The sequence below is a fragment of the Rhodococcus sp. Z13_19A genome (assembly GCF_058133575.1).
Map to the genome: position 1 here is coordinate 1,400,912 of NZ_JBYUNN010000001.1, position 24,140 is coordinate 1,425,051.

Here is a 24,140-nt window from a genome sequence, read left to right on the forward strand (position 1 = left end):
GACCCGATGGATTGAGGTGAGCAGTGCGGATCGCACTCCTGTCCTACCGAAGCAAGCCGCACTGCGGGGGACAGGGCGTGTACGTGCGCCACCTCAGCCGTGAGCTCGTCTCGCTGGGCCACACCGTCGAGGTGTTCTCCGGCCAGCCCTACCCCGAGCTGGACCCGGGCGTGGCGCTGACCAAGGTCCCCAGCCTGGACCTCTACCGCGACCCCGACCCGTTCCGCACGCCGCACCTGCGGGAGATCCGTGACGGCATCGACGTGCTCGAGGTCGCCACCATGTGGACTGCCGGGTTCCCGGAGCCGCTCACGTTCAGCCTGCGGGCCGCGCGGCTGCTGGGGAAGCGGGCCGCGGAGTTCGACGTGGTGCACGACAACCAGAGCCTCGGCTACGGCCTGCTCCGCCTGGTCAAGGCCGGGCTGCCGCTGGTGGCCACCATCCACCACCCCATCACCCGCGACCGCGACGTCGACCTCGCTGCCGCGCGCGGCCGCCGCAAGCTCAGCCTGCGCCGCTGGTACGGGTTCCTGCGCATGCAGGGCCGGGTGGCCCGGCGGATCCCCGCGCTGCTCACCGTCTCCAAGTCCTCCGAGCAGGACATCCGCACCGCCTTCGACGTGCCGGACGGTCGGCTGCAGACCATCCCGCTGGGCGTGGACACCGAGATCTTCGCCCCGCCGAGCACGCCCCGGGTGCCCGGGCGCATCGCCTGCATCGCCAGCGCGGACATGCCGCTGAAAGGCGTGGCCAACCTGCTGGAGGCCGTGGCGAAGCTCCGCACCGAGCGCACCGTGGAGCTGGTGCTGGTGTCCAAGCTGGACCCGGCGGGTCGCTCCGCGCGGCTGATCGAGCAGCTGGGCATCGCCGACATCGTGCAGACGGTGTCCGGGGTGGACGACGACGAGCTGGGCCGGCTGATGGCCTCGGCCGAGGTCGCCGCCGTGCCCTCGCTGTACGAGGGCTTCTCGCTGCCCGCCGTGGAGGCGATGTCCTGCGGCACCCCGCTGGTCGCCACCCGCACCGGGGCGCTGCCCGAGGTCGTCGGCGAGCACGGTGACGCGGCCCTGCTCGTGGAGCCCGGCGACTCCGAGGCGCTGGCCGGCGCGCTGGCCACCTTGCTCGACGACGCCGCGCTGCGGGAGCGGATGGGCACCGCGGGACGCGCCCGCGTCCTGGAGCGCTACAGCTGGGCCGCCGTGGCGGCCCGCACCGCGCAGTTCTACGCCACCACCATCGACCGGTTCCACCAGGAGAACGGCACTGGGGAGCAGAAGGAGCCACGCACAGCATGCTGACCGTCGACTTCGATCGTCTGGGCGTCAAGCCGGGAGACAAGGTCATCGACATCGGGGCCGGAGCCGGACGGCACTCCTTCGAGCTGTACCGCCGTGGCGCCGACGTCATCGCCTTCGACCAGAGCGAGTCGGACATGGCCGCGGTCGCGGACATGTTCGGGGCCATGGAGCTGGAGGGCGAGGTCCCCGAGGGGGCCACGGCTCGCACCGAGGTGGGTGACGCCCTCGCCCTGCCCTACGAGGACGAGTCCTTCGACGTGGTGCTGATCTCCGAGGTGCTCGAGCACGTCCCCGAGGACGAGCGGGCCATCGCCGAGCTCACCCGCATCCTCAAGCCCGGCGGCGTGGCCGCGGTGACCGTCCCGCGGTACTTCCCGGAGAAGATCTGCTGGGCGCTCTCGGACGCCTACCACGAGGTGGAGGGCGGCCACGTCCGCATCTACCGCGCCGACGAGCTCGCCGCCAAGCTGGAGGCGGCCAACCTGACGGTGGAGCACGTCCACCACGCCCACGCGCTGCACTCGCCGTACTGGTGGCTCAAGTGTGCCGTCGGGGTGGACAAGCAGGAGCACCCGCTGCCCAAGGCCTACCACCAGATGCTGGTCTGGGACCTGATGAAGGGCCCGTGGCTGACCCGGACCGCGGAGAAGCTGCTCAACCCGGTGATCGGCAAGAGCGTGGTGTTCTACCTCAGCAAGCCGAAGGCCCCCGTTGCGGCCGTCTGACCTGCGGCGTCGACAGCCGACGCCCCGGTCGGACCGGCACCCGGCGCCCGCGGTGCCCGGAGTGCTCACCGCCGAGCAGGCGGTGCAGACCGGACGGGCGATCGCGGCCATGCAGGAGCCCTCCGGTGCCATCCCGTGGTTCCCTGGCGGGCAGACCGATCCGTGGGACCACCTGGAGTCGGCCATGGCGCTGACCACGCTGGGCCTGGACGAGGAGGCCGACGCGGCCCTGGAGTGGTCGCTGCGCACCCAGCGCGCCGACGGCTCCTGGCCGATGCAGGTGCGCGGCACCACGGTGGAGAACGCCGGCACCGACAGCAACTTCTGCGCCTACCTCGCGGTGGCGGCCTGGCACCAGCACCTGGTGCGCGGCGACGCCGCTCGCACGGCCCGGCTGTGGCCGGCGGTGCGGGCAGCGATCGACCTGGTGCTGCAGCTGCAGGCCCCGGGCGGGGAGATCTACTGGGCCCGGGGCCCGGGCGGGGTGCTCACCGAGGCGCTGCTCACCGGCTCCGCCAGCATCCACCAGAGCCTGCGCTGCGCGGTGCTGCTGGCCGAGGAGCTGGACGACCCGCAGCCGGAGTGGGAGGTGGCGCTGTACCAGCTGGGCCACGCCCTGCGCCGCCACCCGGAGGCGTTCACGCCCAAGCCCGAGTTCTCCATGGACTGGTACTACCCGGTGCTGGGCGGGGCGGTGCGCGGTGAGCAGGCCGCCGAGCTGATCGCCGAGCGCTGGGACGACTTCGTGGTGGCCGGCCTGGGCATCCGCTGCGTGGACCACAAGCCGTGGGTGACCGGCGCGGAGACCTGCGAGCTGGTGCTGGCGCTGGACGCCATGGGCCGGCGGGGGCAGGCGCTGGAGCTGTTCACCAACATGCAGCACCTGCGCGACCCGGACGGCTCCTACTGGACCGGGCTGGTCTACGCCGACGGCAAGCGCTGGCCCGAGGAGAAGAGCTCCTGGACCAGCGCTGCGGTCATCCTGGCCGCCGACGCGCTCTCCGGCGCCACTCCTGGGGCCGGGCTGTTCCGCGACGCCGCGCTGCCGGCCGCCGAGCTCGGGCCGGACAGCTGCGGCGACCACTGCTACGCCAGCGGCTCCCCGGTCTGACCGCTGGTGCGCTCGAGCACCCGCAGCGAGCCCTGCACGGAGACCTCCTTGAAGTCACCGGTGGCCAGCGCGCGCTGGTAGATCTCGTACGGGGGACGGCCGCCGTCGGCGGGGTCGGGGAAGACGTCGTGGATCACCAGCGCGCCACCCACCGCCACCCACGGCGCCCAGCCGGAGAAGTCGGCCTGCGCTGCCTCGCTGCTGTGCCCGCCGTCGATGAACAGCAGCGACAGCGGGGTGCGCCAGAACGCCGACACCTGGGTGGACGCGGCCACCACCGTGACCACGTGCTCCTCCAGCCCGGCGTCGGCCAGGGTGTGGCGCAGCCGCGTGGAGGTGTCGAACCGGCCGGTGTGGGCGTCGATGAACGTCGGGTCGTGGTACTCCCAGCCAGGCTGGTGCTCCTCCGAGCCACGGTGGTGGTCCACCGTCACCACGGTGGCGCCCACCGCCTTGGCCGCGGCGCCGAGGTAGACGGTGGAACGGCCGCAGTAGGTGCCGATCTCCACCCCCACCCCGTCGCCCAGGTAGGCCAGGGCCGCCTCGTGCAGGGCGGTGCCCTCGTCGATCGGCATGAAGCCCGGGGTCTGCTCGGCCAGGTCCACCAGCTCGATGGGCAGGGTCTGGGTGCTCACGGTCAGCGGTCCTACTTTCGGTTGGCGGCCACGCGCCCCACCATCGCGTCCAGCTTGGTGCCCTGCGCCCAACCGACGTAGTGGCACAGGAAGAGCGCGATCTCGCGGAGCTGCGTCTCGTCTAGCTCCTCATTGTGCAGTGCCGCACCCACCTGGATCTCCGCGACGTCGATCTGGCCCTGTGCGGTCAGTGCTCCGAGCAGCAGCAGGCGGCGGTCCCGGATGCTCAGCCCCGGCCGCGACCAGATGTCGGCGAATAGGTGGTCGGCGGTGGCGGCGAAGTGCGCGCCGGGGCCGTCCTGCATGGTGAAGCCGTAGACCTGCTCCATCATCTCGAGCCCGCGGGCCCGCCGCTCGGCGCTGGTCTCTGTGCCTGGTGCGTCCACTGCTGCTTCTCCGCTCACTGCTGCTCCTTGTCTGCTGCTGCTTCTCGGGCGGTGCTGCCCTGGCCTACCCCGAGTCCGGGGCCGAGCCGGGCCAGCGCCAGCCGGGCCAGGGGCAGGTCCACCTTGGTGCGCTCGCCCAGGTCCAGCGCGAGGGACAGGTCCTTCTCGCCCAGGTTGCGCACGTGGCTGAGGATGGCGTGCCAGCCGTCGCTGTCGGCCACCGGTGCCGCGGTGTCGCGGTGCATGATCGCCCCGGCGCCGCCGGTGAGGGCGTCGGAGTGGCGCACCACCTTGCCGAGGTCGACGAGGTTGAGCCCCGCCGCCTCCGCCAGCTGGGCGGCCTCGGTGACGGCGGTGAAGGCCACGAAGTGCAACAGGTTGCGCGCCAGCTTCATCCGGGTTCCTGCGCCCACCTCCCCGGCGTGCAGCACCAGCTCACCGATCAGGCCGAAGGGCTCGCGCACGGCCGCGAAGGCCCGCTCGCTGCCGCCCACCATCACCGCGAGGGCGCCGGTGGCCGCGCCGGCCGCGCCGCCGCTGACCGGGGCGTCCACCAGGTCCACCCCGGCCTCGGCGCACACCGCGGCCAGCTCGACCGCGGTGGCGTCGCTGATGGTGGAGTGCACCGCCACCACCGTGCCCGGGGCTGCGCCGGCCAGGATCCCGTCCGGGCCGGTGAGCACCTGGCGCACCTGCTCGTCGTTGACCACCGTGACGCAGACCAGGTCGGCGGCCTGGGCCACCTCACGGGGGCTGGCGGCGGCGGTGGCGCCGGCCTGCACGAACGGCTCGACCGCCTCGGTGCGGGTGTCGAAGACGACCAGCCCGCCGGGCCACGCCAGCAGGCGCTTGGCCATCGGCGCACCGATGTTGCCCAGGCCGATGTAGCCCACCGGGCGCTGTGCCGCAGTCATGACCGGATGACCTGGCCACCGTCGACGTTGAAGATCTGCCCGGTGACCCAGCCGGCCTCGTCGGAGAGCAGGAACAGGCACATGCCCACCAGGTCCTGCGGGGTGCCGATGCGCTTGAGCGGCAGCGCCTTCACCATGTCCTTGACGATGGTGCCCGGGGTGACGGTGCGGGTGGCCTCGGTGTCGATGGGACCCGGGGCGATGGCGTTGATGCGCACGTTGGCCGGACCGATCTCGGTGGCCAGCTGCTGGGTCATCCCGTTCACGCCCACCTTGGCCAGGCCGTAGAAGCCGGAGTACAACCACGCCGCGGTGGAGGACTGGTTGACGATGGCGCCACCCCCGCGCTCGGCCATGTGCGGGTACACCGCCCGGGTCACGTTCAGCGCACCGTCGAAGTTCACGCTCATGAACTTCTTGTAGTAGTCCCACGGCACGGTGATCAGGAAGTCCAGCTGCATGCCGCCGTAGATGGCGGCGTTGTTCACCAGGTAGTCGATGCCGCCGTAGGCCTGCACCGCCGCCTCGGCCAGCGCCTTCGCGGAGGCCTCGTCGGCCACGTCGACCTCCTGGAACACCGCCGTGCCACCGTCGCTGGTGATCTGCTTGGCCACCGCCTCGCCCAGCTCGCGGTTGAGGTCGGCCACCACCACGGAGGCGCCCTCGGCGGCGAGCGCGCGGGCGTAGGCCTCCCCGATGCCCTGCGCGGCGCCGGTCACGATGGCGGTCTTTCCCTCGAAGCGGTTCATCCGTGGATCTCCTTGGTGCACTGGGTGGGGCGGTGGTCGGGGGTGTGCGTGGCCGCGCGCGGGCGCATCAGGAGGCCGGCTCGGCGACGAGCTTGGTCTCCAGGTACTCCTCGAAGCCCGCCACGCCCATCTCGCGGCCGATGCCGGAGGCCTTGTAGCCGCCGAAGGGCGCGTCGATGCCGTACCAGACCCCGCCGTTGACCCCCAGGGTTCCGGTGCGCACACCGGCGACGACCGCGGCGAGCCGGTCGGGGTCGGTGCCGTAGACCTCGCCGGAGAGGCCGTAGGGGGAGTCGTTGGCGATGCGCACGGCGTCCTCGTCGCCGTCGTGCGGCAGGATCACCAGCACCGGGCCGAAGATCTCCTCGCGGGCGGTGCGGGCGGTGTTGTCCAGCCCGGCGACGAGGGTGGGCTCGATGAAGAAGCCGTGCTCCTTGTCGGCCGGCCGGCCGCCGCCGGCGGCGATGGTGCCGCCCTCCTCGGTGGCCAGGCGCAGGTAGCCCTCCACGCGGTCGCGCTGACGGGCGGAGATCAGCGGACCACAGATGGTGCGGCTGCTGTCCGGGTCGCCGGCACGCAGTCCCGCCATGGTGTCGGCGGTGGCCTTGACCGCCTCCTCGTACCGCTCCCGGGGGACCAGCAGGCGGGTGGTGAGGGCGCAGCCCTGGCCCGCGTGGGTGCACACGGTGAACGCCGCCATGGTGCAGGCGCCCGCCACGTCGGCGTCGTCGAGCACGATGAACGCGGACTTGCCGCCCAGCTCCAGGAAGACCTTCTTCAGCGTCTGGGCCGCCGCGGTCATCACCGCGGTGCCGGTGGCGGTGGAACCGGTGAACGACACCAGGTCCACCCGCGGGTCGGTGGCCAGCTGCGCACCCACGGAGTGGTCGGTGGAGGTGATCACGTTGACCACCCCGGCGGGGATGTCGGTCTCCTCGGCGATGATGCGGCCGACCAGGGCGGCGCACCACGGGGTGTCCGGGGCGGGCTTGAGGACCACCGTGTTTCCCGCGGCCAGCGCGGGGGCCAGCTTGGCGAAGTTGATCTGGTGCGGGAAGTTCCACGGGGTGATGGCCCCGACCACGCCCACCGGCTCCTTGAGCACGTAGCGGTTGGTGCGCACCCCCATCGGCTCAGCCACCCCGAGCTCCTGCCGCCAGGCGTAGGACTCCGCCAGGTCGGCGTAGTAGCCGAGGTACTGGATGGGCAGCTCCAGCTGGGGGCCGGAGGTGAGGAAGCGGGGTGCGCCCACCTCGGCGATGGTGATCTCCCGCAGCTCCTCCAGGTGGTTCAGCAGCGCCTGCTGCAGCTGGCGCAGGCAGCGCACCCGCAGCTGCACGTCCCGGGACCAGTCGGTCTCGTCGAAGGCGCGGCGGGCGGCGGCGATCGCGGCGTCCATGTCTTGGGCGGTGGCGTCGGCGGCCTGGCCGATGACCTCCTCGGTGGCTGGGTTGAGGATGTCGAACACCCCGCCCGCGCCGGGCACGAGCTTGCCGTCGACGAGGAGGGAGGAGCTCTCCGTGGGGCCCGGCCGGAGCGGGGTCGTGGTCGTGGTCATCGCGCACCGCCGTGGTTTCTGGACATGTGTCTGGACCGTAGTCCACGGGTGAGGGCCGCGCAATGGTGCGCAGGCGCATGCGCTGTAGTAGTGTCTGGACACGTGTCTAGTAGTATGAACAACGAGTCGACCCGCAGGCGCCTCACCGAGAAGCAGGCCGACACCGTCGACCGGCTCACCAAGGCCGCCCTCGACGTGCTGCGCGAGGTCGGCTTCAGCGGGCTCACCGTGCGCCTGGTCGCCTCCCGCGCCGGGGTGGCCCCGGCCACGGCCTACACGTACTTCTCCTCCAAGGAGCACCTGGTGGCGGAGATGTTCTGGCGCACCCTGGCGGCCGCGCCGGACCCGGAGCCCGCCACCGACGACCGCACCGGCCGGGTGGCGGCGGTGCTGCGCAAGATCGCGCTGCTGGTGGCCGACGAGCCCGAGCTGGCCGGGGCGGTGACGGCGGCGCTGCTGGGTGGTGACCCGGACGTGGAGCACCTGCGTGCCCGCATTGGCCTGACCATCCGCCGCCAGCTGGCCGACGCGCTCGGACCCGACCACACGCCGGCCGAGCTGGAGACGCTGGAGATGCTCTACTCCGGCGCCCTGGTGCGCGCGGGGATGGGCTACGGGTCCTACACCACCGTGGCCGACCGGCTCGAGGCTGCGGCCGCCCTGGTCGTGCCCAACACCGCAGGCGCCGGCACCCGGGCCGGCCCGACAGGGGAGTGACGATGACCGAGACCGCGAGCACCACGACCACCAGACCGCCGCTGGCCTTCAGCCCGTACGACTACGCGATCCACGAGGACCCCTACCCCACCTACGAGCGGCTGCGCGACGAGGCGCCGCTGTACTACAACCCCGACCTCGACTTCTGGGCGCTGTCGCGCCACGTCGACGTGATGGCGGGCTTCCGCGACGCCGAGCGGCTCTCCAGCGCCAACGGTGTCTCGCTCGACCCGGCCGCCTACGGCCCGCACGCGCACAAGACCATGTCCTTCCTCGCCCTGGACGACCCCCGCCACCAGCGGATGCGTCGGCTGGTCTCCAAGGGCTTCACCCCGCGGCGGGTGCAGGAGCTGTCCGGGCGCATCCTCGAGCTCACCCGCCAGCACCTCGAGCCTGCGCTGGCCCAGGGGGAGTTCGACTTCATCGAGGAGGTGGCCGGCAAGCTCCCGATGGACGTCATCTCCGAGCTGATGGGCGTGCCCGAGGCTGACCGGGCCGAGCTGCGTCGCCTGGCCGACCTGGTGATGCATCGCGAGGAGGGCGTGCAGGACGTCCCGGTGCCGGCGATGGAGGCGTCCCTGCACCTGGTCGGCTACTACGCGGACATGCTGGCCGAGCGACGCACCAAGCGCACCGACGACCTCACCTCGGCCCTGCTGGACGCCGAGCTGGACGGTGACCGGCTCACCGACGACGAGATCATCGGCTTCATGTTCCTCATGGTGGTGGCCGGCAACGAGACCACCACCAAGCTGTTGGGCAACGCGCTCAGCTGGGGCTTCCGCAACCCCGACGAGCTGGCCAAGCCGTTCGCCGACCCCGCCCGGGTTCCGGAGTGGACGGAGGAGACGCTGCGCTACGACACCTCCAGCCAGATGTTGGCGCGCACCGCCAAGGTTGACCTGACCTACTACGGACAGACGGTGCCCGCCGGAGCCCAGGTGCTGCTGCTGGTGGGCTCGGCCAACCGGGACTCCACCGTCTTCGCCGACGCCGACACCTTCCGCATCGGCCGCGACCACGACAACAACCTGGTCAGCTTCGGCGGCGGCACCCACTTCTGCCTGGGTGCGCACATGGCGCGGCTGGAGGCCAACATCGCGCTCACCGAGCTGGTGCGCCGGGTGGAGAGCTTCGAGGTGGACGAGGCCAGCGCTCGCCGGGTGCACTCCTCCAACGTGCGCGGCTTCGCCACCCTGCCGGTGCGGGTGACGGTGCGCGCCTAGCCGACCGGTGGGGGTCGCCGGTCGGTGGCGCGCGCGGGTGCGATGCCGCTCAGCGCGGCGCGCAGCACCGTGTCGTAGATCAGCTCCAGGTCCAGCTCGTCACCCAGGAAGCCGCTGTTGACCAGCGTGGCGAAGCCGTGCAGCGCGGCGAAGAGCGACACCGCGGCCTGCAGCGACTCCTCCGGCGGCACACCGCAGGACAGGAGCATCTCGCTGAGCACCGTGTTCACGTCCAGCGCCGCCACCACCAGCTCGGTGCGTTCCACCGGGGCGGCAGTCAGCGCCTGGTAGCGCTGCGGGTGGGTGGTGGCGAACGTGCGCAGGGTGTCGGCCAGGGCCGTGATGCCCGCGGTTCCGGTGCGACCGAGCGCGGCCGCGCGCAGCTGCTCGCCCAGCTCGGCCATGGTGCGCACCTGCACGGCGCCGCGCACGTCGTCCAGGCTGCGCACGTGGTTGTACAGCGACGGGACCACCACGCCGACGCGGGCGGAGAGGCTGGTCATCGACAGCTGGTCCCAGCCCAGCTCGTCAATCACCTCGACCGCGGCACCGATCACCTTGTCGCGGTTCAGGGTTCGGCGTCGCGGCGCACGCGGTGCGCTCATCGGTGGCCTCCCGGCTCGTCCAGGGTCAGCATGCCTTCCCTTCTAAACTAATCTGTGTAGTTTAACGGTGTTGGCTAGATCACACCCCACGCTGCCGAGGTTGACCATGACTGCTTCCGTCTCTGACCGAACCCCCGTGCCGGACCTGAAGGACGCTGGCGTCTACGCCGAGGCGGTGCCGCACGACTTCTTCACCGAGCTGCGCACCAGCTGCCCGGTGTACTGGCAGCCGGAGGAGGGCGGCAGCGGCTTCTGGGCCGTCACCCGTCACGCCGACGTGGTGGCCGTCTCCCGCGACATCGCCACGTTCTCCTGCGCCGCGGGCACCACCCAGATCGACGACTTCGACGAGGAGGCCCGCGCCAAGCAGGCCGCCATGCTGATCAACCTCGACCCGCCGGACCACACCCGCCTGAGGTTGCTGGTCTCCCGCGGCTTCACCCCGCGGGTGATCGCCACGCTGGAGGAGCACATCCGGGAGATCTGCACGCGCATCGTGGACCGGCTGTTGGAGCAGGGTGACGTGGACTTCGTGCGGGGTGCTGCCTCGCCGCTGCCGCTGGAGGTCATCGCCGCCCTCCTCGGCGCACCCGCCGAGGACGTGGACAAGCTCTACGACTGGTCCAACCGGATGATCGGCTTCGACGACCCGGAGTTCGGCACCACCGAGGCCGACGGCGAGATGGCGGCGATGGAGATCTTCCTCTACGCCAACGAGCTGGCCGCCCAGCGCCGGCTGGAGCCTCGCGAGGACATCGTCACCAAGCTGGTCCAGCCGGACGAGCACGGCGACGTGATCAGCGAGATGGAGTTCAACATGTTCTTCGTCCTGCTGGTGATCGCCGGCAACGAGACCACTCGCAACGCCACGGCCGGCGGCATGCAGGCCTTCATCGACCACCCCGAGCAGTGGCGCCTGCTGCAGGAGCGCCCGGAGCTGGTCGGCTCGGCGGTGGAGGAGGTGCTGCGCTGGGTGAGCCCGGTGATGGACTTCCGGCGCACCGCCACCCGGGACTGCCTGATCGGCGAGCAGCCGGTGGCAGCCGGCGACAAGGTGGTCATCTTCTACCCCAGCGCCAACCGGGACGAGTCGGTCTTCCCCGACCCCTTCCGCTTCGACATCAGCCGCGACGCCAACCTGCACCTCGCCTTCGGCGGCGGTGGAGCGCACTACTGCCTGGGCACCCACCTGGCTCGGCTGGAGCTGAAGGTGCTCTTCGAGGTGATGGCTGAGCGCATCGACCGGGTGGAGCCCACCGGCCACGTGCGCCGCCTCCGGTCCAACTTCATCAACGGCATCAAGGAGATGCCGGTGCGCATCCACGCGCGTTGAGGTTCGGCGCTGCGGAAACCGTTGCCCGGCCCGAGTAACTGGGTTACTGTCCAGACATGTGTCCAGAACAGCAGGTGACTGATGCCTAGGTTCCAGCCCAACCCACCCAGGCGCCCGGCCTACATCACCGGTGCGTCGTCGGGGATCGGCGCGGCCACGGCGCACGCGCTGGCCGAGCTGGGCCATCCCGTCGCCCTGGGGGCTCGCCGGGTGGCCGAGTGCCAGGTGCTCGCGGAGAAGATCCGGGCCGACGGCGGAGAGGCCTTCGCGCACTACCTCGACGTCTCCTCCACGGAGTCGGTGCAGGAGTTCGCCACCGCGGCGGAGGCCGCGATCGGCCCGGCCGAGATCGTGCTCTCCGGGGCCGGCGACCAGGACTTCGCGCTGGTGCACGAGATGGACCCCGAGCGCTTCGAGCTCCAGGTGAACGTGCACCTGGTGGGCACGCAGCGGCTGGCGCACCGGCTGCTGCCGGGGATGATCGAGCGTCGCCGGGGCGACTTCGTGGTGATCGGGTCGGACTGCGCCGACCAGCCCCGCCCCCGGATGGGGGCCTACAACGGGGCCAAGACCGGTGTCGAGGCGCTCGCCCACCAGATGCGGATGGAGCTGGAGGGCACCGGCGTCCGAGCCTCCGTCGTCCGGCCGGGGCCCACCCAGACCGCCATGGGCATGAACGCACCGTCGGAGGTGATCGACCCGCTGATCGCGGACTGGGAGAAGTGGGGCTTCGCCCGCCACCCGTACTTCCTGCGCGCCAGCGACATCGCGGCGGCCGTGGCCACCGTGGTCTCCACCCCGCGCGGGGCACACCTGGTCCTCGTCGAGGTCCAGCCCGAGGCGCCCCTGCGCCAGGACGACCCAGCAAAGGACAACCGATGACCACCTCCGTTCCCCAGCGCGTCTCCGGCGGACAGACCGAGCACGGCCACCTCGACGAGCTCCGCACCGACCCGATCGCCCTGATGCGGCGGGTGCGCGAGGAGTGCGGCGACGTCGGCACCTTCCAGCTGGCCGAGCGCAACGTGGTGCTGCTCTCCGGCGCCGAGGCCAACGAGTTCTTCTTCCGCTCCTCCGACGAGGACCTCGACCAGCAGGCGGCCTACCCGTTCATGAAGCCGATCTTCGGCGAGGGCGTGGTGTTCGACGCCAGCCCGGAGCGGCGCAAGGAGATGCTGCACAACCAGGCCCTGCGCGGCGAGCAGATGCGCGGCCACGCCGCCACCATCGCCGCTGAGGTCGACCGCATGGTCGCGCAGTGGGGGGAGTCCGGGGAGATCGACCTGCTCGACTTCTTCGCCGAGCTGACCATCTACACCTCCTCTGCCTGCCTCATCGGGCAGAAGTTCCGGGAGCAGCTCGACGACCGCTTCGCCCACCTGTACCACGAGCTGGAGCAGGGAACCGACGCGCTGGCCTTCGTCGATCCCTACGCCGACATCGAGAGCTTCCGCCGCCGGGACCAGGCGCGGGTGGCGCTGGTCGCGCTGGTGCAGGAGATCATGGTCGGCCGCATCGCCAACCCGCCCGCCGGCAAGGAGGACCGGGACATGCTCGACGTCCTGGTGTCCATCAAGGACGAGGACGGCACGGAGCGCTTCACCGCCGACGAGATCACCGGCATCTTCATCTCGATGATGTTCGCCGGGCACCACACCACCTCCGGCACCGCCGCCTGGACGCTGATCGAGCTGCTGCGCCACCCCGACCAGATGAAGAAGGTCGTCTCCGAGCTGGACGAGCTCTACTCCGACGGCTCCGACATCAGCTTCCGCGCGCTGCGGCAGATCCCGGTGCTGGAGTCGGTGCTCAAGGAGACCCTGCGGCTGCACCCGCCGCTGATCATCCTGCTGCGCCTGGCGCGGGGTGACTTCGAGGTCGGTGGCTACCGGATCGCGGAGAACGACCTGGTCGCGGCCACCCCGGCCATCTCCAACCGGATCGCCGAGGACTTCCCCGAGCCCGACCTGTTCAACCCGGAGCGCTACATCGACCCCAACCAGGAGGACATCGTCAACCGGTGGACCTGGATCCCGTTCGGGGCCGGACGGCACCGCTGCGTGGGGGCGGCGTTCGCGATGATGCAGCTCAAGGCGATCTTCTCCGGGCTGCTGCGCGACTACGAGTTCGAGATGGCCCAGCCCGCGGAGTCCTACCGCAACGACCACTCCAAGATGGTCGTCCAGCTGGAGCAGCCCTGCCGGGTGCGGTACCGGAGGCGGGTGAGCTGATGAAGGTGACCGTCGACCTCGATCTCTGCCAGGGCCACGCCATGTGCGCGCTCGAGGCGCCCGACGTGTTCACCGTGCCCAAGAACGACAAGGTCCACATCCTCGAGCCGGAACCGGCCGAGAGCCTGCGCGAGGACGTCGAGCAGGCCGTCCGCTACTGCCCCACCCGTGCGCTGCGCCTGGAGGAGTCCGGCGACGCCAACCTGAAGGAGACCCCCGATGGCCCCGTTTGACCGCGCCGAGCTCGACGAGATGGTGCAGCGCTGGATCGACGAGAACAAGCGCTGCGAGGAGAAGCGGGACTGGAAGCCGCTGGCCGAGATGTACACCGAGGACGCCACCTACGGCTGGAACTACGGCCCCAAGGACGACTTCATGGCGGTCGGCCGGGACGAGATCCGGGAGATCGCCCTGGGCCAGGAGATGTTCGGCCTGGAGGGCTGGGAGTACCCGTACCAGGAGGTGGTGGTGGACGACCGCACCGGCAACGTGATCGGGCTGTGGAAGCAGACCGCAGACCGGACGCGCCCGGACGGGACGCCCTACGAGGTGCACGGCATCGGCGGCAGCTGGTTCCGCTACGGCGGCAACTTCCAGTGGTCCTGGCAGCGGGACTTCTTCGACTTCGGCAACGTCTCCCACCTATTCCTGGAGATGATCACCGCCAACGCGCTCTCGGACGGGATGAACGAGCGGATCGCGCGCTCCGGCAAGGGCCGGCTGCCCGGCTGGTACCGGGTGGGGCAGGCTCCGGTCCCGCTGTGGTGAGCCCGCTGCGCGCGGCTCCCGCCGCGACGTCGCCGTTCGCCGCGCTCAGCCGCGAGCAGCTGGCGGTGCTGCTGCCCGAGCTGCTGCTCACCGGGCAGCTCATCGACCGCTCCGGCATGGCGCACGTCATCGGCGCGTTCGGCCGGGAGGGCATGGTCGAGGTGGCCATCGAGGAGTGGCAGAGCTCCAGCCCCATCTACACCCGGCGCATGCAGCAGGCGCTGGGCTTCACCGGCGACAGCGTGGAGACCATCTTCAAGGGCCTGCAGCTGGACATCGGGGCGCCACCGCAGTTCATGGACTTCCGCTTCCGGGTGGACGACCACGACCACGGCGAGTTCTGGCTGGACCACTGCGGTGCCCTGATGGACGTGGAGCCGATGGGCGAGGAGTACGTCCGTGGCATGTGCCACGACATCGAGGACCCCACCTTCGACGCCACCGCGCTGGCCACCAACGACCGCGCCCAGGTGCGGCCGATCCACCGACCGCCGCGCGACCCGGCGGGCCGGCACCCGCACTGCGCGTGGACGGTGGTCATCGACGAGTCGCACACGCCGCCAGCCGTGCCCGACGGGCTGCGCGCCATCGAGAAGTCCGCGGCCGCGGGGCTGGAGCTCACTCCGATCAGCTCCGCGGGGGAGGGCCACCACGACTACGCCGGGCCGCTGCTCAGCGACCTGCGCTTCGGCGACTTCTCCCACTCGGCGCTGGTGCGGATGGCCGAGGAGGTGTGCCTGCAGCAGCAGCTGCTCACGCTGGGCTTCCTGCGCTCGCTGCGGGCTCGTACCGATGAGGCCAGCGTGCGGGAGATCGCCCGCAAGCAGCTCACCGGCATCGCCGGGCTCACCGCCGAGCGGCTGCGCGACGCGCTGGAGCTGGGCGACGACCTCGCCGCGCTGGCCACCGTGCTGACGGTGCACCCGCTGGTCAACCCGCACCAGTACGTGGACGCCGAGGTGGTGCACGGCGCCCGCCTCGAGCTCCGGCTGGGCCGTCAGGCCGCCGCGGACGCCGACGGTGCCTGGCCCACGCTGGTGGACGGCGAGCACCTCGAGGCGCTGCACGCGCTGGTGCGCGGGGTCAACCCGCACTTCGCCGTGGAGGTGCTGGCGGAGGACGAGCAGGCGCTGACCGTCGGCGTGCGGGTGGCGGAGGAGGCGGCCAAGGAGGCGTCGGAGGTGCGGATCACCCGCTTCAGCACCGGCGCCGACTTCGCGTTCGCCGATCGCGGGATCCCGCTGCCGCTCACCGTGCTCTAGGGGGTACTTGCAGACGTACCAACCTGCGGCACGGTACGTCTGCAAGTACCACCAAGCGGAGGGTCAGGCGCTGGCCACCGGGGTCCGGCCCAGCTTGCCGGCCAGCCGGCCGAGGTAGGCCACCACGTCGGCCTCCGGCTTGTCCGGCAGGCCGTAGATGGTCTCGGTGACGCCCAGCTCGGCCCAGCGCGCCAGCTTCTCCGGGTCGGGCTTGCCGTCGAGCACCGCCACCTGTGGGGTGCCCTCCCGCCCGGCGTCGCGCCACATCTGCTGCAGCACCGGCACCCGCTCCTCCACGCCCTCCTGGGCCGGCGTGGTGAGCCAGCCGTCGGCCGAGCGCACGATCCACGCGAAGTTCTTGTCCGTGCCCGCCGCACCCACGAGCACCGGCACGCGCGGCTGCTGCACCGGCTTGGGCCACGCCCAGGACGGTCCGAAGCTGAGGAACTCCCCGTCGTAGGAGGCCTGCTCCTGCGACCACAGCGCCTGCATCCCCTCCAGGTACTCCCGGAGCATGGTCCGCTTCTTGGCCAGCGGGACCCCGTGGTCGGTGAGCTCGTCGAGGTTCCACCCGTAGCCGACGCCCAGGGTCACCCGGCCGCCGGAGAGGTGGTCCAGCGAGGCGATCGTCTTGGCCAGGGTGATGGCATCGCTCTCCACCGGCAGCGCCACCCCCGTGCCCAGGCGGATGCGCTCGGTGACCGACGCCGCGGTGGCCAGCGCGACCCAGGGGTCCAGGGTGCGCATGTAGCGGTCGTCGGGCAGCGAGGAGTCACCGGTGCGTGGGTGCGCCGCCTCCCGCTTGACCGGGATGTGGGTGTGCTCGGGGACGTAGAACGAGTCGAACCCGTGCTCCTCGGCGGCGCGTGCCGCAGCAGCCGGGGTGATGCCCCGGTCGCTGGTGAACAGGGTGATGCCGTGCTTCACGTGCTCTCCTCGGGTGCTCAGGGGCTTTTCCAGACCCTAGTCCGGACACCTGTCCAGCAACAGGGGTTGGGCGTACTTGCAGACGCACCAAGGGCGGCGCCAGGCAGCAGCAACCGCTGCCCAGACGCCGCCCCAGGGGACGTGCACACCACCTACAGCCCGGCCATCGACTCCAGCCGCAGCAGGTGCTCGGACGGCTGGCCGAACAGCTGGGCGGTGCCGTGCGCGCGCTTGAAGTACAGCTGCGCGTCGTGCTCCCAGGTGATGCCGATGCCGCCGTGCAGCTGGATCGCCTCGCCCGCCACCGTGCTGAACGCCTCGGAGCAGTACACCTTGGCCGTCGCCGCCAGCTCGGCAGCGTCGGCGGTGCCCCGGGAGACGGCGTCGGCAGCGGCGTAGGAGATCGATCGCGCGCTCTCCACCAGCACGTACATGTCCGCCATCCGGTGCTTCAGCGCCTGGAAGGAGCCGATCTGCCGGCCGAACTGCCTGCGGTCCTTGGTGTAGGCCACCGTCAGGTCCAGCACGGCCTGCGCGCCGCCGACCTGCTCGGCCGACACCGCCACCACCGCGACGGTGCGCAGCTTCTCGGCCAGGTCCTCCGGTGCGGACAGCCGGGTGGCGGCCACGCCGTCGAAGTCCACCGTGGACAGCCCGCGGGTGGGGTCCATGCTGGGTCGTGCCGTCCGGCGCACGCCGTCGGCGTCCGCCGCCACCTCGTGCAGCGAGACCGCCGCGCCGTCGGTGGCGAGCACCAGCAGCACGTCGGCGTGCTCGCCGTCGAGCACGTAGTGGGCGCTGCCGTGCAGCACGCCGTCTCGCACCGCCACCCCAGGGGTGTCCCAGCCGGCCGCGCTGGCCCAGCACACCGCCACGGTGGACTCACCGGAGGCGATGCCGGGCAGCAGGCGGGCGCAGGCTGCGTCGTCGCCGGAGAGCAGCAGGGCCTGCACGGCCAGCACCGCCGAGCCCAGCATCGGGGTGGGAGCGAGCCGGCGGCCCAGCTCCTCCTGCACCACGTGGCACTCCATGAACGTGGCGCCCACGCCGTCGTAGGCCTCGGGGACGGCCAGCGCAGCCACCCCCACCTGCTGGCACAGCCGCTCCCACAGCGCAGTGTCGTGGCGCTGCTCGGCCTGGATGGCCTTGCGCACCGCGGCGGAGTCGGAGTGCTTGCTCAGCAGGTCGCGCACGGACGCCCGCAGGCCGGCCTGCTCCTCGGTGTCGATGCCCGGGGAGTCGGTCACCGGTGAGCTCATGCCGGCTCCGCCGCGGACACCGCCGCCAGCACGCGGGCCCGGTGCACCGCGGGGGTGCCCCACGAGGTGAGCAGCGCGCGCGTGCGGGTCAGGTACAGCGACAGGTCGTGCTCCTGGGTGTAACCGATGGCACCCATCACCTGCAGCGCCGTGCGGGCCGCGCGGTTGGCCGCAGCGCCGCAGGCGATCTTGGCGGCGGAGACGTCCCGCGAGACGTCCGCAGCGCGCTCCACGTCGCTGACGCCGTCCACGGCCAGTGCCGCGCCGAGCAGCAGCGGGCGGGCCATCTCCAGGGCGATCGCGACCTCGGCCAGGTGGTGCTTGATGGCCTGGAAGCTGCCGATCTCGCGGCCGAACTGCTTGCGCGCCTTGGCGTACTCCGTGCTGATCGACAGCATGGTCTGGCCCAGGCCCTGCAGCTGGGCGGCGGTGGCCAGCGCGGCCAGGTCGAACGCCCGGGTGGTGTCCACACCGGTGGCCAGGCTCGCGCCCGCGGTCAGCGGGAACAGGCTGCGCGCCGGGTCCACCGACTGCTTCGCGGCACCGGGCTCACCCACGGCCAGCGCGCCGTCGGCGTCCACCAGCAGGGTCAGGTCGGCGACGCCGGCGTCCACCGCGAAGGGCACGTGCGGCGCCCACGCCAGGGTGGCCAGCTGGCCCTCGGCCAGGCTCTCCAGGCGGTCGGTCAGTCCCGCGGCGGCCAGCAGTGCCGGCGCGGCCGCGACGGTCTCGGCGACCGGTCCAGGCACGCAGTGGCGGCCCAGCTGCTCCACCGCCACGATCATCTCCACGGCCCCGGCGCCGAAGCCACCGTGGTCCTCGTCGATGACCAGGCCGTTGACGCCGGTCTCGGCCAGCCGTGCCCAGACCTTGCGGCCGGGCTCGGTGTCGCCAGCGCCCCAGGCGCGGACCACGGCGGGCAGGTCGGACTTGGCCAGCATCGAGTCGATGCTGGCACCGAGCTCCTTGTGCTCCGGCTCAAGGACGAATCTCATCGGTCGCCCCTCGGTAGGCCGAGCAGCCGCTCGGCGATGACGTTCTTCTGGATCTCGTTGGTGCCGGCGTAGATCGGGCCGGACAGGGAGAAGAGGTAGCCGTCGGTCCAGCCGTCGGCCAGCTCGGCGTCGGCGGCCTGCAGCTCCAGGGCGGTCTCGTGGGTCGCGATGTCCCACTCCGACCAGAACACCTTGTTGATGGAGGACTCCAGGCCCAGCTGGCCGCCGTCGGCCAGGCGGGTCACGGTGCCGAAGGTGGACAGCTGGTAGGCGCGCGCGCCGATCCAGGCGTCCACGATCTGCTCGTCCACGGCGGTGCTCACGGTGTCGGCCTGGCGGGCCCGCAGCGCGAGCAGCCGGTCGACGGTGGCGAGGAAGCGGCCGGGCGAGCGCAGCGAGAGGCCACGCTCGTTGGCCGCGGTGCTCATGGCCACCTTCCAGCCGTTGTTCACCTCGCCGATCACGCCGGAGGACGCGGGGTCCTCGGGGGAGTCGGGGACGAACACGTCCTCCAGGAACAGCTCGGCGAAACCGGGCTCACCGTCGAGCTGGGCGATCGGGCGAACGGTGACGCCCGGCGCGCGCAGGTCGAACATGAAGTAGGTGATGCCCTTGTGCTTGCCGGCCTCGGGGTCGCTGCGGAACAGCCCGAACCCCCAGTCGGCGAAGCTGGCGCGCGAGCTCCAGGTCTTCTGTCCGTTGAGCACCCAGCCGCCGTCCACCCGCTTGGCGGTGGAGCGCAGGCTGGCCAGGTCGCTGCCGGACTCCGGCTCCGACCACGCCTGCGCCCAGATGTCCTCCGAGCGGGCCATGCGGGGCATGATCCGGTCGAGCTGCTCGGGCTTGGCGTGCTCGAACAGGGTGGGGGCCAGCAGGAAGATGCCGTTCTGGCTCACCCGTGCGGGGGCACCGGAGCGGTAGTACTCCTCCTCGAAGATCACCCACTCCAGCAGCGACGCGTCGCGGCCGCCGTAGGCCTTGGGCCAGGAGACGACGGCCAGGCCGGCGTCGGCGAGCCGGCGCTCCCACTGCCGGTGGGCCTCGAAGCCCTCGGCGGTGTCCATCGACGACAGCGGCTCGGCAGGCACGTTCGCCTGCAGCCAGCTGCGCACCTCGTGACGAAACGCCGTGGTGGCGTCGTCGAACTGCAGGTCCACGGTTACTGCCCCTTCTTCGCGGAGTCGCGCATGGAGCGGGCGTCCATCCCGCCCAGGGAGTCGCCGTCGGCCTCGGCGTTGGCGGAGTGAGCGAAGTGGTGCCACCCGAACACCGAGTCCATCGCGTTGCGCAGGCCCATCTGGTCCTCGCAGATGTTCACGGCCTTCTTGGTCAGCGACAGGCCCAGCTGCGGCATCTCGGCGATGTTCGCGGCGATGGAGGCGACCTTGGCCTCGAGCTCCTCGCGCGGCACGACGTGGTTGACCATGCCCCACTGCTCGGCCTTGGCGGCGCTGAAGCGCTCGCCGGTGTAGAGGATCTCCTTGGCCCGGCGCGGGCCGAGCACGAAGGCGTGGGCGAAGTACTCCACGCCGGGGATGCCCATCCGCACCACGGGGTCGGAGAAGAAGGCGTCGTCGGAGGCCACGATGAAGTCGCAGATCCACGCGAGCATCAGCCCGCCGGCGATGCAGGCGCCGTGCACCTGGGCGATCACCGGCTTGGGGATCTCCCGCCAGCGGCGGCACATGCCCAGGTAGACCTCGAGCTCGCGGGCCAGGCGCTGGTCGCCGCCGCTGCGGTCGGTGTGGTCCCAGTGCAGCGCAGCCTTGTTCTCGTACTGCACGTGGAAGTCGCGCTCGGGCGTGCCGATGTCGTGGCCGGCGGAGAAGTGCTTGCCCTTGGCGCGCAGCACGATCACCTTGACCGAGGCGTCCTCGACGGCCTTGATGAAGGCGTTGTCCAGCGAGTAGGTCATCACCGAGTTCTGGGCGTTGCGGAACTCGGGACGGTTCAGGCTGACGTAGGCAACCCCGTCGGCCACCTCGTAGGCGACGGGCTGGGTGTCGGGCCCGAGCTCGTCCTGGCTCAGTGGGGCGGGGATGGAAGCGTGGGTCATGTCCGTCCGTTCCGTGTGCCGTGCACAACTACTACCTAGCAAGTGCTTGGTTGGGATGCTACGGCGGTTCCGCCGGCACCACCATGGTCAGTCCCGGCGCAGCTCGCGCTTGAGGATCTTGCCGCCGGCGTTGCGGGGGAACTCGTCCACGAGCACCACCGAGCGGGGCACCTTGAAGCCGGCGAGCTTCTCCTTGCTGTAGGCGATGACGTCGTCCGCGGTGAGCGCGGAGCCGGGCCGGACCCGCACGAACGCGCGCCCCACCTCGCCCAGGCGGTGGTCGGGCACGCCGATGACCGCGGACTCCACCACGCCGTCCAGCCGGGCGAGCGCCTGCTCGACCTCGGCGGGGTAGACGTTGAACCCGCCGGAGATGTACATGTCCTTGAGCCGGTCGGTGATGCGCAGGTAACCCTGCTCGTCGATGGTGCCGACGTCGCCGGTGTGCAGCCAGCCGTCCGGGTCGATGGTCTGCGCCGTCGCCTCGGGGTCGTCCAGGTAGCCCTTCATCACCAGCGGTCCGCGCACCAGCAGCTCCCCCTGCTCGGACAGCCGCATCTCCATGCCCTCGATGGCTCGGCCGCACGTGGTGGCCACGGTGACGTCGTCGTCGCCGGGCAGGCAGGTGCTGACGAACCCGCTGGTCTCGGTCAGCCCGTAGGCGGTGACGACCACCTCGAAGCCCAGCTCGGCCTGCATGCGCTCCATGAGCACCACCGGGACGATGGCCGCGCCGGTGGTGGCGAAGCGCAGCGAGCTGAGGTCGTGGTCGGCCCGCTCGGGGGCGTCCAGGATCGTCTGGAAGATGGTCGGGGCGCCGGGGAAGACGGTGGCGCGCTCGTCCTGGATCAGTGCCATGGCGGCGGTGGGGGAGTACACCGACAGCGGAATCATGGTGGCGCCGTAGTAGAGGCAGACCAGGATCCCGGCCTTGTAGCCGTAGGAGTGGAAGAACGGGCTGGCGATGAGGTAGCGGTCGTCCTCGGTCATGTCGCCGATGGCGCCCCAGAGCCGGCCGACGGTGACGCCCTGCTGGTGGGTGGCCAGCACGCCCTTGCTGCGCCCGGTGGTGCCGGAGGTGAACAGGATGTCGGCGATGTCGTCACCGGTGAGAGCGTCGGCGCGGCCGTCGGCCTGCGTGCGCAGCTCGTCGGTGCCGGTGGCCAGGAAGTCGTCCCACTCCAGCACGCCCTCCACCGGGGCGTCGGCAGCGCCCAGCGGGACGCGCACGATGGTGTGCAGCTCGGTGGCGGCGGCGAGGTCACCGTCCGCGGCGGCGCGCAGCTCGGCCAGCCGGTCGGACTTGAGGAACGTCCCGGCCACGACGAGCGCCACGGAGTGCGACCGCTGGACCAGGTCGAGCGTCTCGGCGCCGGTGTAGCGGGTGTTCACCGGGATGAGCGTCGCGCCGGCGTAGTGCACGCCCAGCGCCGCGATGATCCAGTGGTGGGTGTTGGGCGCCCAGACCGCCACCCGGTCCCCGGCCTGCACGCCGCTGCCGACCAGCGCGCCGGCGAAGGAGCGAACCTCCTCGAGCAGCTCCGACCAGGTCAGCCGCACGTCCTGTCCGGGCTGGACGTCCGCGACCGCCGTGCGCCCGCCCCACCGTGCTGCGGCGCGCCGCAGCGCGTGCGGCGTGGTCGGGACAGCGCCGTCCCCTGTGTCCGTAGCCACCGTTCCTCCGATACCTAGCAAGTGCTTGGTAGGTTACCGTAGCAGGGCATTGCCGGGGTGACTGGCGAGCGGTTCAGGCGGAAGGATCAGACGGTGACGACCCAGGAGCGTGCGGAGGACGAGGTCCTCGCCCACGAGGTCGGGCAGTGGCTCGAGGAGAACCTGACCGGCAGGTTTGCGGACCTGCGTGGCAAGGGCGGGCCCGGCAGCGAGCACGAGTTCTTCGAGGACCGGCTGGCCTGGGACCGCCACCTGGCCGCGGCCGGCTGGACGTGCCTGGGCTGGCCCACCGAGCACGGTGGGCGGGCCGCGACGCTGGAGCAGCAGGTGCTGTTCCACCAGGAGTACGCCCGGGCCAACGCGCCGGCACGGGTGAGCCACGTGGGCGAGGAGCTGCTTGGGCCCACGCTCATCGCCTTCGGCACGGAGGAGCAGAAGAAGCGCTTCCTGCCCGGCATCAAGAACGTCACCGAGCTCTGGGCGCAGGGGTACTCCGAGCCCGGCGCCGGTTCCGACCTCGCCAACGTCTCCACCACCGCCCGCCTGGAGGGGGGCAAGTGGGTGATCAACGGGCAGAAGGTCTGGACGTCGCTGGCCCACGTGGCGCAGTGGGCGTTCGTCATCTGCCGCACCGAGCCCGGCTCGCAGCGGCACAAGGGGCTGAGCTTCCTGCTCGTCCCGCTGGACCAGCCTGGCGTCACCATCCGCCCCATCCAGCAGCTCACCGGGACCTCGGAGTTCAACGAGGTCTTCTTCGACGACGCCGAGACCGAGGCCGAGCTGGTGGTCGGCGAGCCCGGCGAGGGCTGGAAGGTCGCCATGGGCCTGCTGCAGTTCGAGCGCGGGGTCTCCACGCTCGGCCAGCAGATCGGCTTTCGCCGGGAGCTCGAGGCGGTCGTGGCACTCGCCCGGGCCAACGGGGCGGACACCAACCCGGTGGTGCGCGAGCGCATCGCCCGTGCCTGGCTGGAGCTGCACGTCATCCGGGCCCACGCCGTCCGCACCCTCGCGACGGTGGACACCGGGGGCAGTGGCGGGGAGGCCTCGGCCGCCAAGCTGCTCTGGGCGAACTGGCACCGCAACCTCGGCGAGCTGGCCATGCAGGTGCAGGGAGCGGCGTCGCTGGTCGGCCCGGACGCCACGAGCGAGGGCGTGCCCAACAACCTGCACGACCCGGAGCACCTGGAGCTCGACGAGCTGCAGCGACTCTTCCTGTTCACCCGGGCCGACACCATCTACGGCGGGTCCAACGAGGTGCAGCGCAACATCATCTCCGAGCGGGTGCTGGGCCTGCCGCGCGAGGCGCGTCCGTAGGCCGGTGACGCAGGCCATATCGCCCGGAGGGGCGGTCCGTGCCAGCATGAGACCAGCGGGAGCGGCGCTGCCGGGCTCTGACCAGCAGGTTCGCCCCGCCCGCGGGGTGCTGTCCAGGCGATTTGACGTGGCCCCGCGGAGTGCGTAAATTTCTCCTTGTCAGCGAGGCGGACGCCGAACCGGTCACCACGACGGTCACGAGGTTGGACGCCGGTAGCGGACCACCTGCGGTACTGAGCACCTTCGGGTGCGTGTACAGTAGGACAAGTACGAACAAGCCCCCGGATGCACCGGCTGAATAGGCCGAGGTTTTTGGGTGTGCGTGTGTTCTTTGAGAACTCAACAGTGTGCCGATGAATGTCAGTGCCAATTTATTTTGTTTTGGCTCCTTCATTCG

Annotated in this window: 24 protein-coding genes; 12 read left to right on the forward strand and 12 right to left on the reverse strand. The window is 71.3% G+C overall.

Annotated elements, in window-relative coordinates:
• The first annotated feature begins 23 nt into the window (after positions 1-23).
• Genes AC3YNX_RS06550 through AC3YNX_RS06560 form a run of 3 tightly spaced genes read left to right on the forward strand, consistent with a single transcriptional unit; the run spans position 24 to position 3,134 of the window.
• Positions 24-1,298: a glycosyltransferase family 4 protein gene (locus AC3YNX_RS06550; RefSeq protein WP_127781879.1), complete on the forward strand. Its 1,275-nt coding sequence runs from the start codon at positions 24-26 to the stop codon at positions 1,296-1,298.
• Entirely contained in the window at positions 1,292-2,023 is a 732-nt protein-coding gene (locus AC3YNX_RS06555) for a class I SAM-dependent methyltransferase (RefSeq protein WP_489994939.1), read from the forward strand. Before AC3YNX_RS06550 ends, AC3YNX_RS06555 begins: the two co-directional genes overlap by 7 nt.
• 52 nt (positions 2,024-2,075) lie before the next feature.
• Positions 2,076-3,134: a prenyltransferase/squalene oxidase repeat-containing protein gene (locus AC3YNX_RS06560; protein ID WP_489994940.1), complete on the forward strand. Its 1,059-nt coding sequence runs from the start codon at positions 2,076-2,078 to the stop codon at positions 3,132-3,134.
• Here AC3YNX_RS06560 and AC3YNX_RS06565 read toward each other — a convergent pair.
• From AC3YNX_RS06565 to AC3YNX_RS06585, 5 genes are all read right to left on the reverse strand, one after another.
• Positions 3,110-3,769: a class I SAM-dependent methyltransferase gene (locus AC3YNX_RS06565; protein ID WP_489982527.1), complete on the reverse strand. Its 660-nt coding sequence runs from the start codon at positions 3,767-3,769 to the stop codon at positions 3,110-3,112. The two genes, AC3YNX_RS06560 and AC3YNX_RS06565, sit on opposite strands and share 25 nt — an antisense overlap.
• A gap of 11 nt (positions 3,770-3,780) precedes the next feature.
• Positions 3,781-4,101, reverse strand: a complete 321-nt coding sequence (locus AC3YNX_RS06570; protein WP_127784588.1) for a carboxymuconolactone decarboxylase family protein — start codon at positions 4,099-4,101, stop codon at positions 3,781-3,783.
• Between the two features lie 68 nt (positions 4,102-4,169).
• Positions 4,170-5,069, reverse strand: coding sequence for an NAD(P)-dependent oxidoreductase (locus AC3YNX_RS06575; RefSeq protein ID WP_489994941.1), 900 nt, complete (start codon positions 5,067-5,069; stop codon positions 4,170-4,172).
• The gene (locus AC3YNX_RS06580) at positions 5,066-5,818 is read right to left on the reverse strand and encodes an SDR family oxidoreductase (RefSeq protein WP_127781883.1); all 753 of its coding nucleotides are present in this window, start codon (positions 5,816-5,818) and stop codon (positions 5,066-5,068) included. Before AC3YNX_RS06580 ends, AC3YNX_RS06575 begins: the two co-directional genes overlap by 4 nt.
• Before the next feature lie 67 nt (positions 5,819-5,885).
• On the reverse strand, positions 5,886-7,376 hold the full coding sequence (locus tag AC3YNX_RS06585) for an aldehyde dehydrogenase (protein WP_489994942.1): 1,491 nt from the start codon (positions 7,374-7,376) through the stop codon (positions 5,886-5,888).
• A 114-nt stretch (positions 7,377-7,490) separates the two neighbouring features.
• On the opposite strand from AC3YNX_RS06585, the gene AC3YNX_RS06590 reads away from it, so the two are divergent.
• Positions 7,491-8,093 carry a TetR/AcrR family transcriptional regulator gene (locus tag AC3YNX_RS06590; protein WP_489994993.1) on the forward strand — a complete coding sequence of 201 codons (603 nt, stop codon included), beginning with the start codon at positions 7,491-7,493 and terminating at the stop codon, positions 8,091-8,093.
• 2 nt (positions 8,094-8,095) lie between these two features.
• Complete coding sequence (locus AC3YNX_RS06595) at positions 8,096-9,319, forward strand: cytochrome P450 (RefSeq protein ID WP_127781885.1); 1,224 nt, start codon at positions 8,096-8,098, stop codon at positions 9,317-9,319.
• Here the strand turns inward: AC3YNX_RS06595 and AC3YNX_RS06600 are convergent.
• A complete protein-coding gene (locus AC3YNX_RS06600) occupies positions 9,316-9,924 on the reverse strand; it encodes a TetR/AcrR family transcriptional regulator (protein ID WP_489994943.1) in 609 nt (202 codons plus the stop codon). The genes AC3YNX_RS06595 and AC3YNX_RS06600 overlap by 4 nt on opposite strands.
• A 106-nt stretch (positions 9,925-10,030) precedes the next feature.
• Here AC3YNX_RS06600 and AC3YNX_RS06605 point away from each other — a divergent pair, with 106 nt between their 5' ends.
• From AC3YNX_RS06605 to AC3YNX_RS06630, 6 genes are all read left to right on the forward strand, one after another.
• Positions 10,031-11,257: a cytochrome P450 gene (locus AC3YNX_RS06605; RefSeq protein WP_489994944.1), complete on the forward strand. Its 1,227-nt coding sequence runs from the start codon at positions 10,031-10,033 to the stop codon at positions 11,255-11,257.
• Positions 11,258-11,338: 81 nt separating this feature from the next.
• On the forward strand, positions 11,339-12,139 hold the full coding sequence (locus AC3YNX_RS06610) for an SDR family oxidoreductase (protein ID WP_127781888.1): 801 nt from the start codon (positions 11,339-11,341) through the stop codon (positions 12,137-12,139).
• Positions 12,136-13,488 (forward strand): cytochrome P450, encoded by a 1,353-nt coding sequence (locus AC3YNX_RS06615; RefSeq protein WP_127781889.1) that lies wholly within the window; start codon positions 12,136-12,138, stop codon positions 13,486-13,488. The genes AC3YNX_RS06610 and AC3YNX_RS06615 overlap by 4 nt, the downstream gene beginning before the upstream one ends.
• A complete protein-coding gene (locus tag AC3YNX_RS06620; RefSeq protein WP_489994945.1) occupies positions 13,488-13,721 on the forward strand; it encodes a ferredoxin in 234 nt (77 codons plus the stop codon). Before AC3YNX_RS06615 ends, AC3YNX_RS06620 begins: the two co-directional genes overlap by 1 nt.
• Positions 13,708-14,256, forward strand: coding sequence for a nuclear transport factor 2 family protein (locus AC3YNX_RS06625; RefSeq protein ID WP_489994946.1), 549 nt, complete (start codon positions 13,708-13,710; stop codon positions 14,254-14,256). The genes AC3YNX_RS06620 and AC3YNX_RS06625 overlap by 14 nt, the downstream gene beginning before the upstream one ends.
• On the forward strand, positions 14,250-15,518 hold the full coding sequence (locus AC3YNX_RS06630; protein ID WP_489994947.1) for a hypothetical protein: 1,269 nt from the start codon (positions 14,250-14,252) through the stop codon (positions 15,516-15,518). Before AC3YNX_RS06625 ends, AC3YNX_RS06630 begins: the two co-directional genes overlap by 7 nt.
• Positions 15,519-15,581: 63 nt before the next feature.
• Here AC3YNX_RS06630 and AC3YNX_RS06635 read toward each other — a convergent pair whose 3' ends face one another.
• The 6 genes from AC3YNX_RS06635 to AC3YNX_RS06660 all read right to left on the reverse strand — a co-directional run bounded on the left by AC3YNX_RS06635 (position 15,582) and on the right by AC3YNX_RS06660 (position 22,429).
• Positions 15,582-16,445, reverse strand: coding sequence for an LLM class F420-dependent oxidoreductase (locus AC3YNX_RS06635; protein WP_489994948.1), 864 nt, complete (start codon positions 16,443-16,445; stop codon positions 15,582-15,584).
• Between the two features lie 152 nt (positions 16,446-16,597).
• Positions 16,598-17,704 carry an acyl-CoA dehydrogenase family protein gene (locus tag AC3YNX_RS06640; protein WP_489994949.1) on the reverse strand — a complete coding sequence of 369 codons (1,107 nt, stop codon included), beginning with the start codon at positions 17,702-17,704 and terminating at the stop codon, positions 16,598-16,600.
• On the reverse strand, positions 17,701-18,699 hold the full coding sequence (locus AC3YNX_RS06645; protein ID WP_127781894.1) for an acyl-CoA dehydrogenase family protein: 999 nt from the start codon (positions 18,697-18,699) through the stop codon (positions 17,701-17,703). Before AC3YNX_RS06645 ends, AC3YNX_RS06640 begins: the two co-directional genes overlap by 4 nt.
• Positions 18,696-19,856 (reverse strand): acyl-CoA dehydrogenase family protein, encoded by a 1,161-nt coding sequence (locus AC3YNX_RS06650; RefSeq protein ID WP_489994950.1) that lies wholly within the window; start codon positions 19,854-19,856, stop codon positions 18,696-18,698. The genes AC3YNX_RS06645 and AC3YNX_RS06650 overlap by 4 nt, the downstream gene beginning before the upstream one ends.
• 2 nt (positions 19,857-19,858) lie before the next feature.
• Positions 19,859-20,755 carry an enoyl-CoA hydratase gene (locus tag AC3YNX_RS06655; RefSeq protein ID WP_127781896.1) on the reverse strand — a complete coding sequence of 299 codons (897 nt, stop codon included), beginning with the start codon at positions 20,753-20,755 and terminating at the stop codon, positions 19,859-19,861.
• Positions 20,756-20,842: 87 nt separating this feature from the next.
• Positions 20,843-22,429 carry a FadD3 family acyl-CoA ligase gene (locus AC3YNX_RS06660; RefSeq protein ID WP_489994951.1) on the reverse strand — a complete coding sequence of 529 codons (1,587 nt, stop codon included), beginning with the start codon at positions 22,427-22,429 and terminating at the stop codon, positions 20,843-20,845.
• Between the two features lie 93 nt (positions 22,430-22,522).
• Here AC3YNX_RS06660 and AC3YNX_RS06665 point away from each other — a divergent pair, with 93 nt between their 5' ends.
• Complete coding sequence (locus AC3YNX_RS06665; RefSeq protein ID WP_127781898.1) at positions 22,523-23,743, forward strand: acyl-CoA dehydrogenase family protein; 1,221 nt, start codon at positions 22,523-22,525, stop codon at positions 23,741-23,743.
• Positions 23,744-24,140 lie beyond the last annotated feature (397 nt).

Coding starts and splice junctions, on each gene's coding strand:
- AC3YNX_RS06655 (WP_127781896.1), bottom strand. CDS start 20,755: ATGACCCACGCTTCCATCCCCGCCCCACTGAGCCAGGACGAGCTCGGG.
- AC3YNX_RS06585 (WP_489994942.1), bottom strand. CDS start 7,376: ATGACCACGACCACGACCCCGCTCCGGCCGGGCCCCACGGAGAGCTCC.
- AC3YNX_RS06570 (WP_127784588.1), bottom strand. CDS start 4,101: ATGATGGAGCAGGTCTACGGCTTCACCATGCAGGACGGCCCCGGCGCG.
- AC3YNX_RS06640 (WP_489994949.1), bottom strand. CDS start 17,704: ATGAGCTCACCGGTGACCGACTCCCCGGGCATCGACACCGAGGAGCAG.
- AC3YNX_RS06590 (WP_489994993.1), top strand. CDS start 7,491: ATGAACAACGAGTCGACCCGCAGGCGCCTCACCGAGAAGCAGGCCGAC.
- AC3YNX_RS06575 (WP_489994941.1), bottom strand. CDS start 5,069: ATGACTGCGGCACAGCGCCCGGTGGGCTACATCGGCCTGGGCAACATC.
- AC3YNX_RS06600 (WP_489994943.1), bottom strand. CDS start 9,924: ATGAGCGCACCGCGTGCGCCGCGACGCCGAACCCTGAACCGCGACAAG.
- AC3YNX_RS06595 (WP_127781885.1), top strand. CDS start 8,096: ATGACCGAGACCGCGAGCACCACGACCACCAGACCGCCGCTGGCCTTC.
- AC3YNX_RS06620 (WP_489994945.1), top strand. CDS start 13,488: ATGAAGGTGACCGTCGACCTCGATCTCTGCCAGGGCCACGCCATGTGC.
- AC3YNX_RS06555 (WP_489994939.1), top strand. CDS start 1,292: ATGCTGACCGTCGACTTCGATCGTCTGGGCGTCAAGCCGGGAGACAAG.
- AC3YNX_RS06615 (WP_127781889.1), top strand. CDS start 12,136: ATGACCACCTCCGTTCCCCAGCGCGTCTCCGGCGGACAGACCGAGCAC.
- AC3YNX_RS06580 (WP_127781883.1), bottom strand. CDS start 5,818: ATGAACCGCTTCGAGGGAAAGACCGCCATCGTGACCGGCGCCGCGCAG.
- AC3YNX_RS06605 (WP_489994944.1), top strand. CDS start 10,031: ATGACTGCTTCCGTCTCTGACCGAACCCCCGTGCCGGACCTGAAGGAC.
- AC3YNX_RS06645 (WP_127781894.1), bottom strand. CDS start 18,699: ATGAGATTCGTCCTTGAGCCGGAGCACAAGGAGCTCGGTGCCAGCATC.
- AC3YNX_RS06625 (WP_489994946.1), top strand. CDS start 13,708: ATGGCCCCGTTTGACCGCGCCGAGCTCGACGAGATGGTGCAGCGCTGG.
- AC3YNX_RS06610 (WP_127781888.1), top strand. CDS start 11,339: ATGCCTAGGTTCCAGCCCAACCCACCCAGGCGCCCGGCCTACATCACC.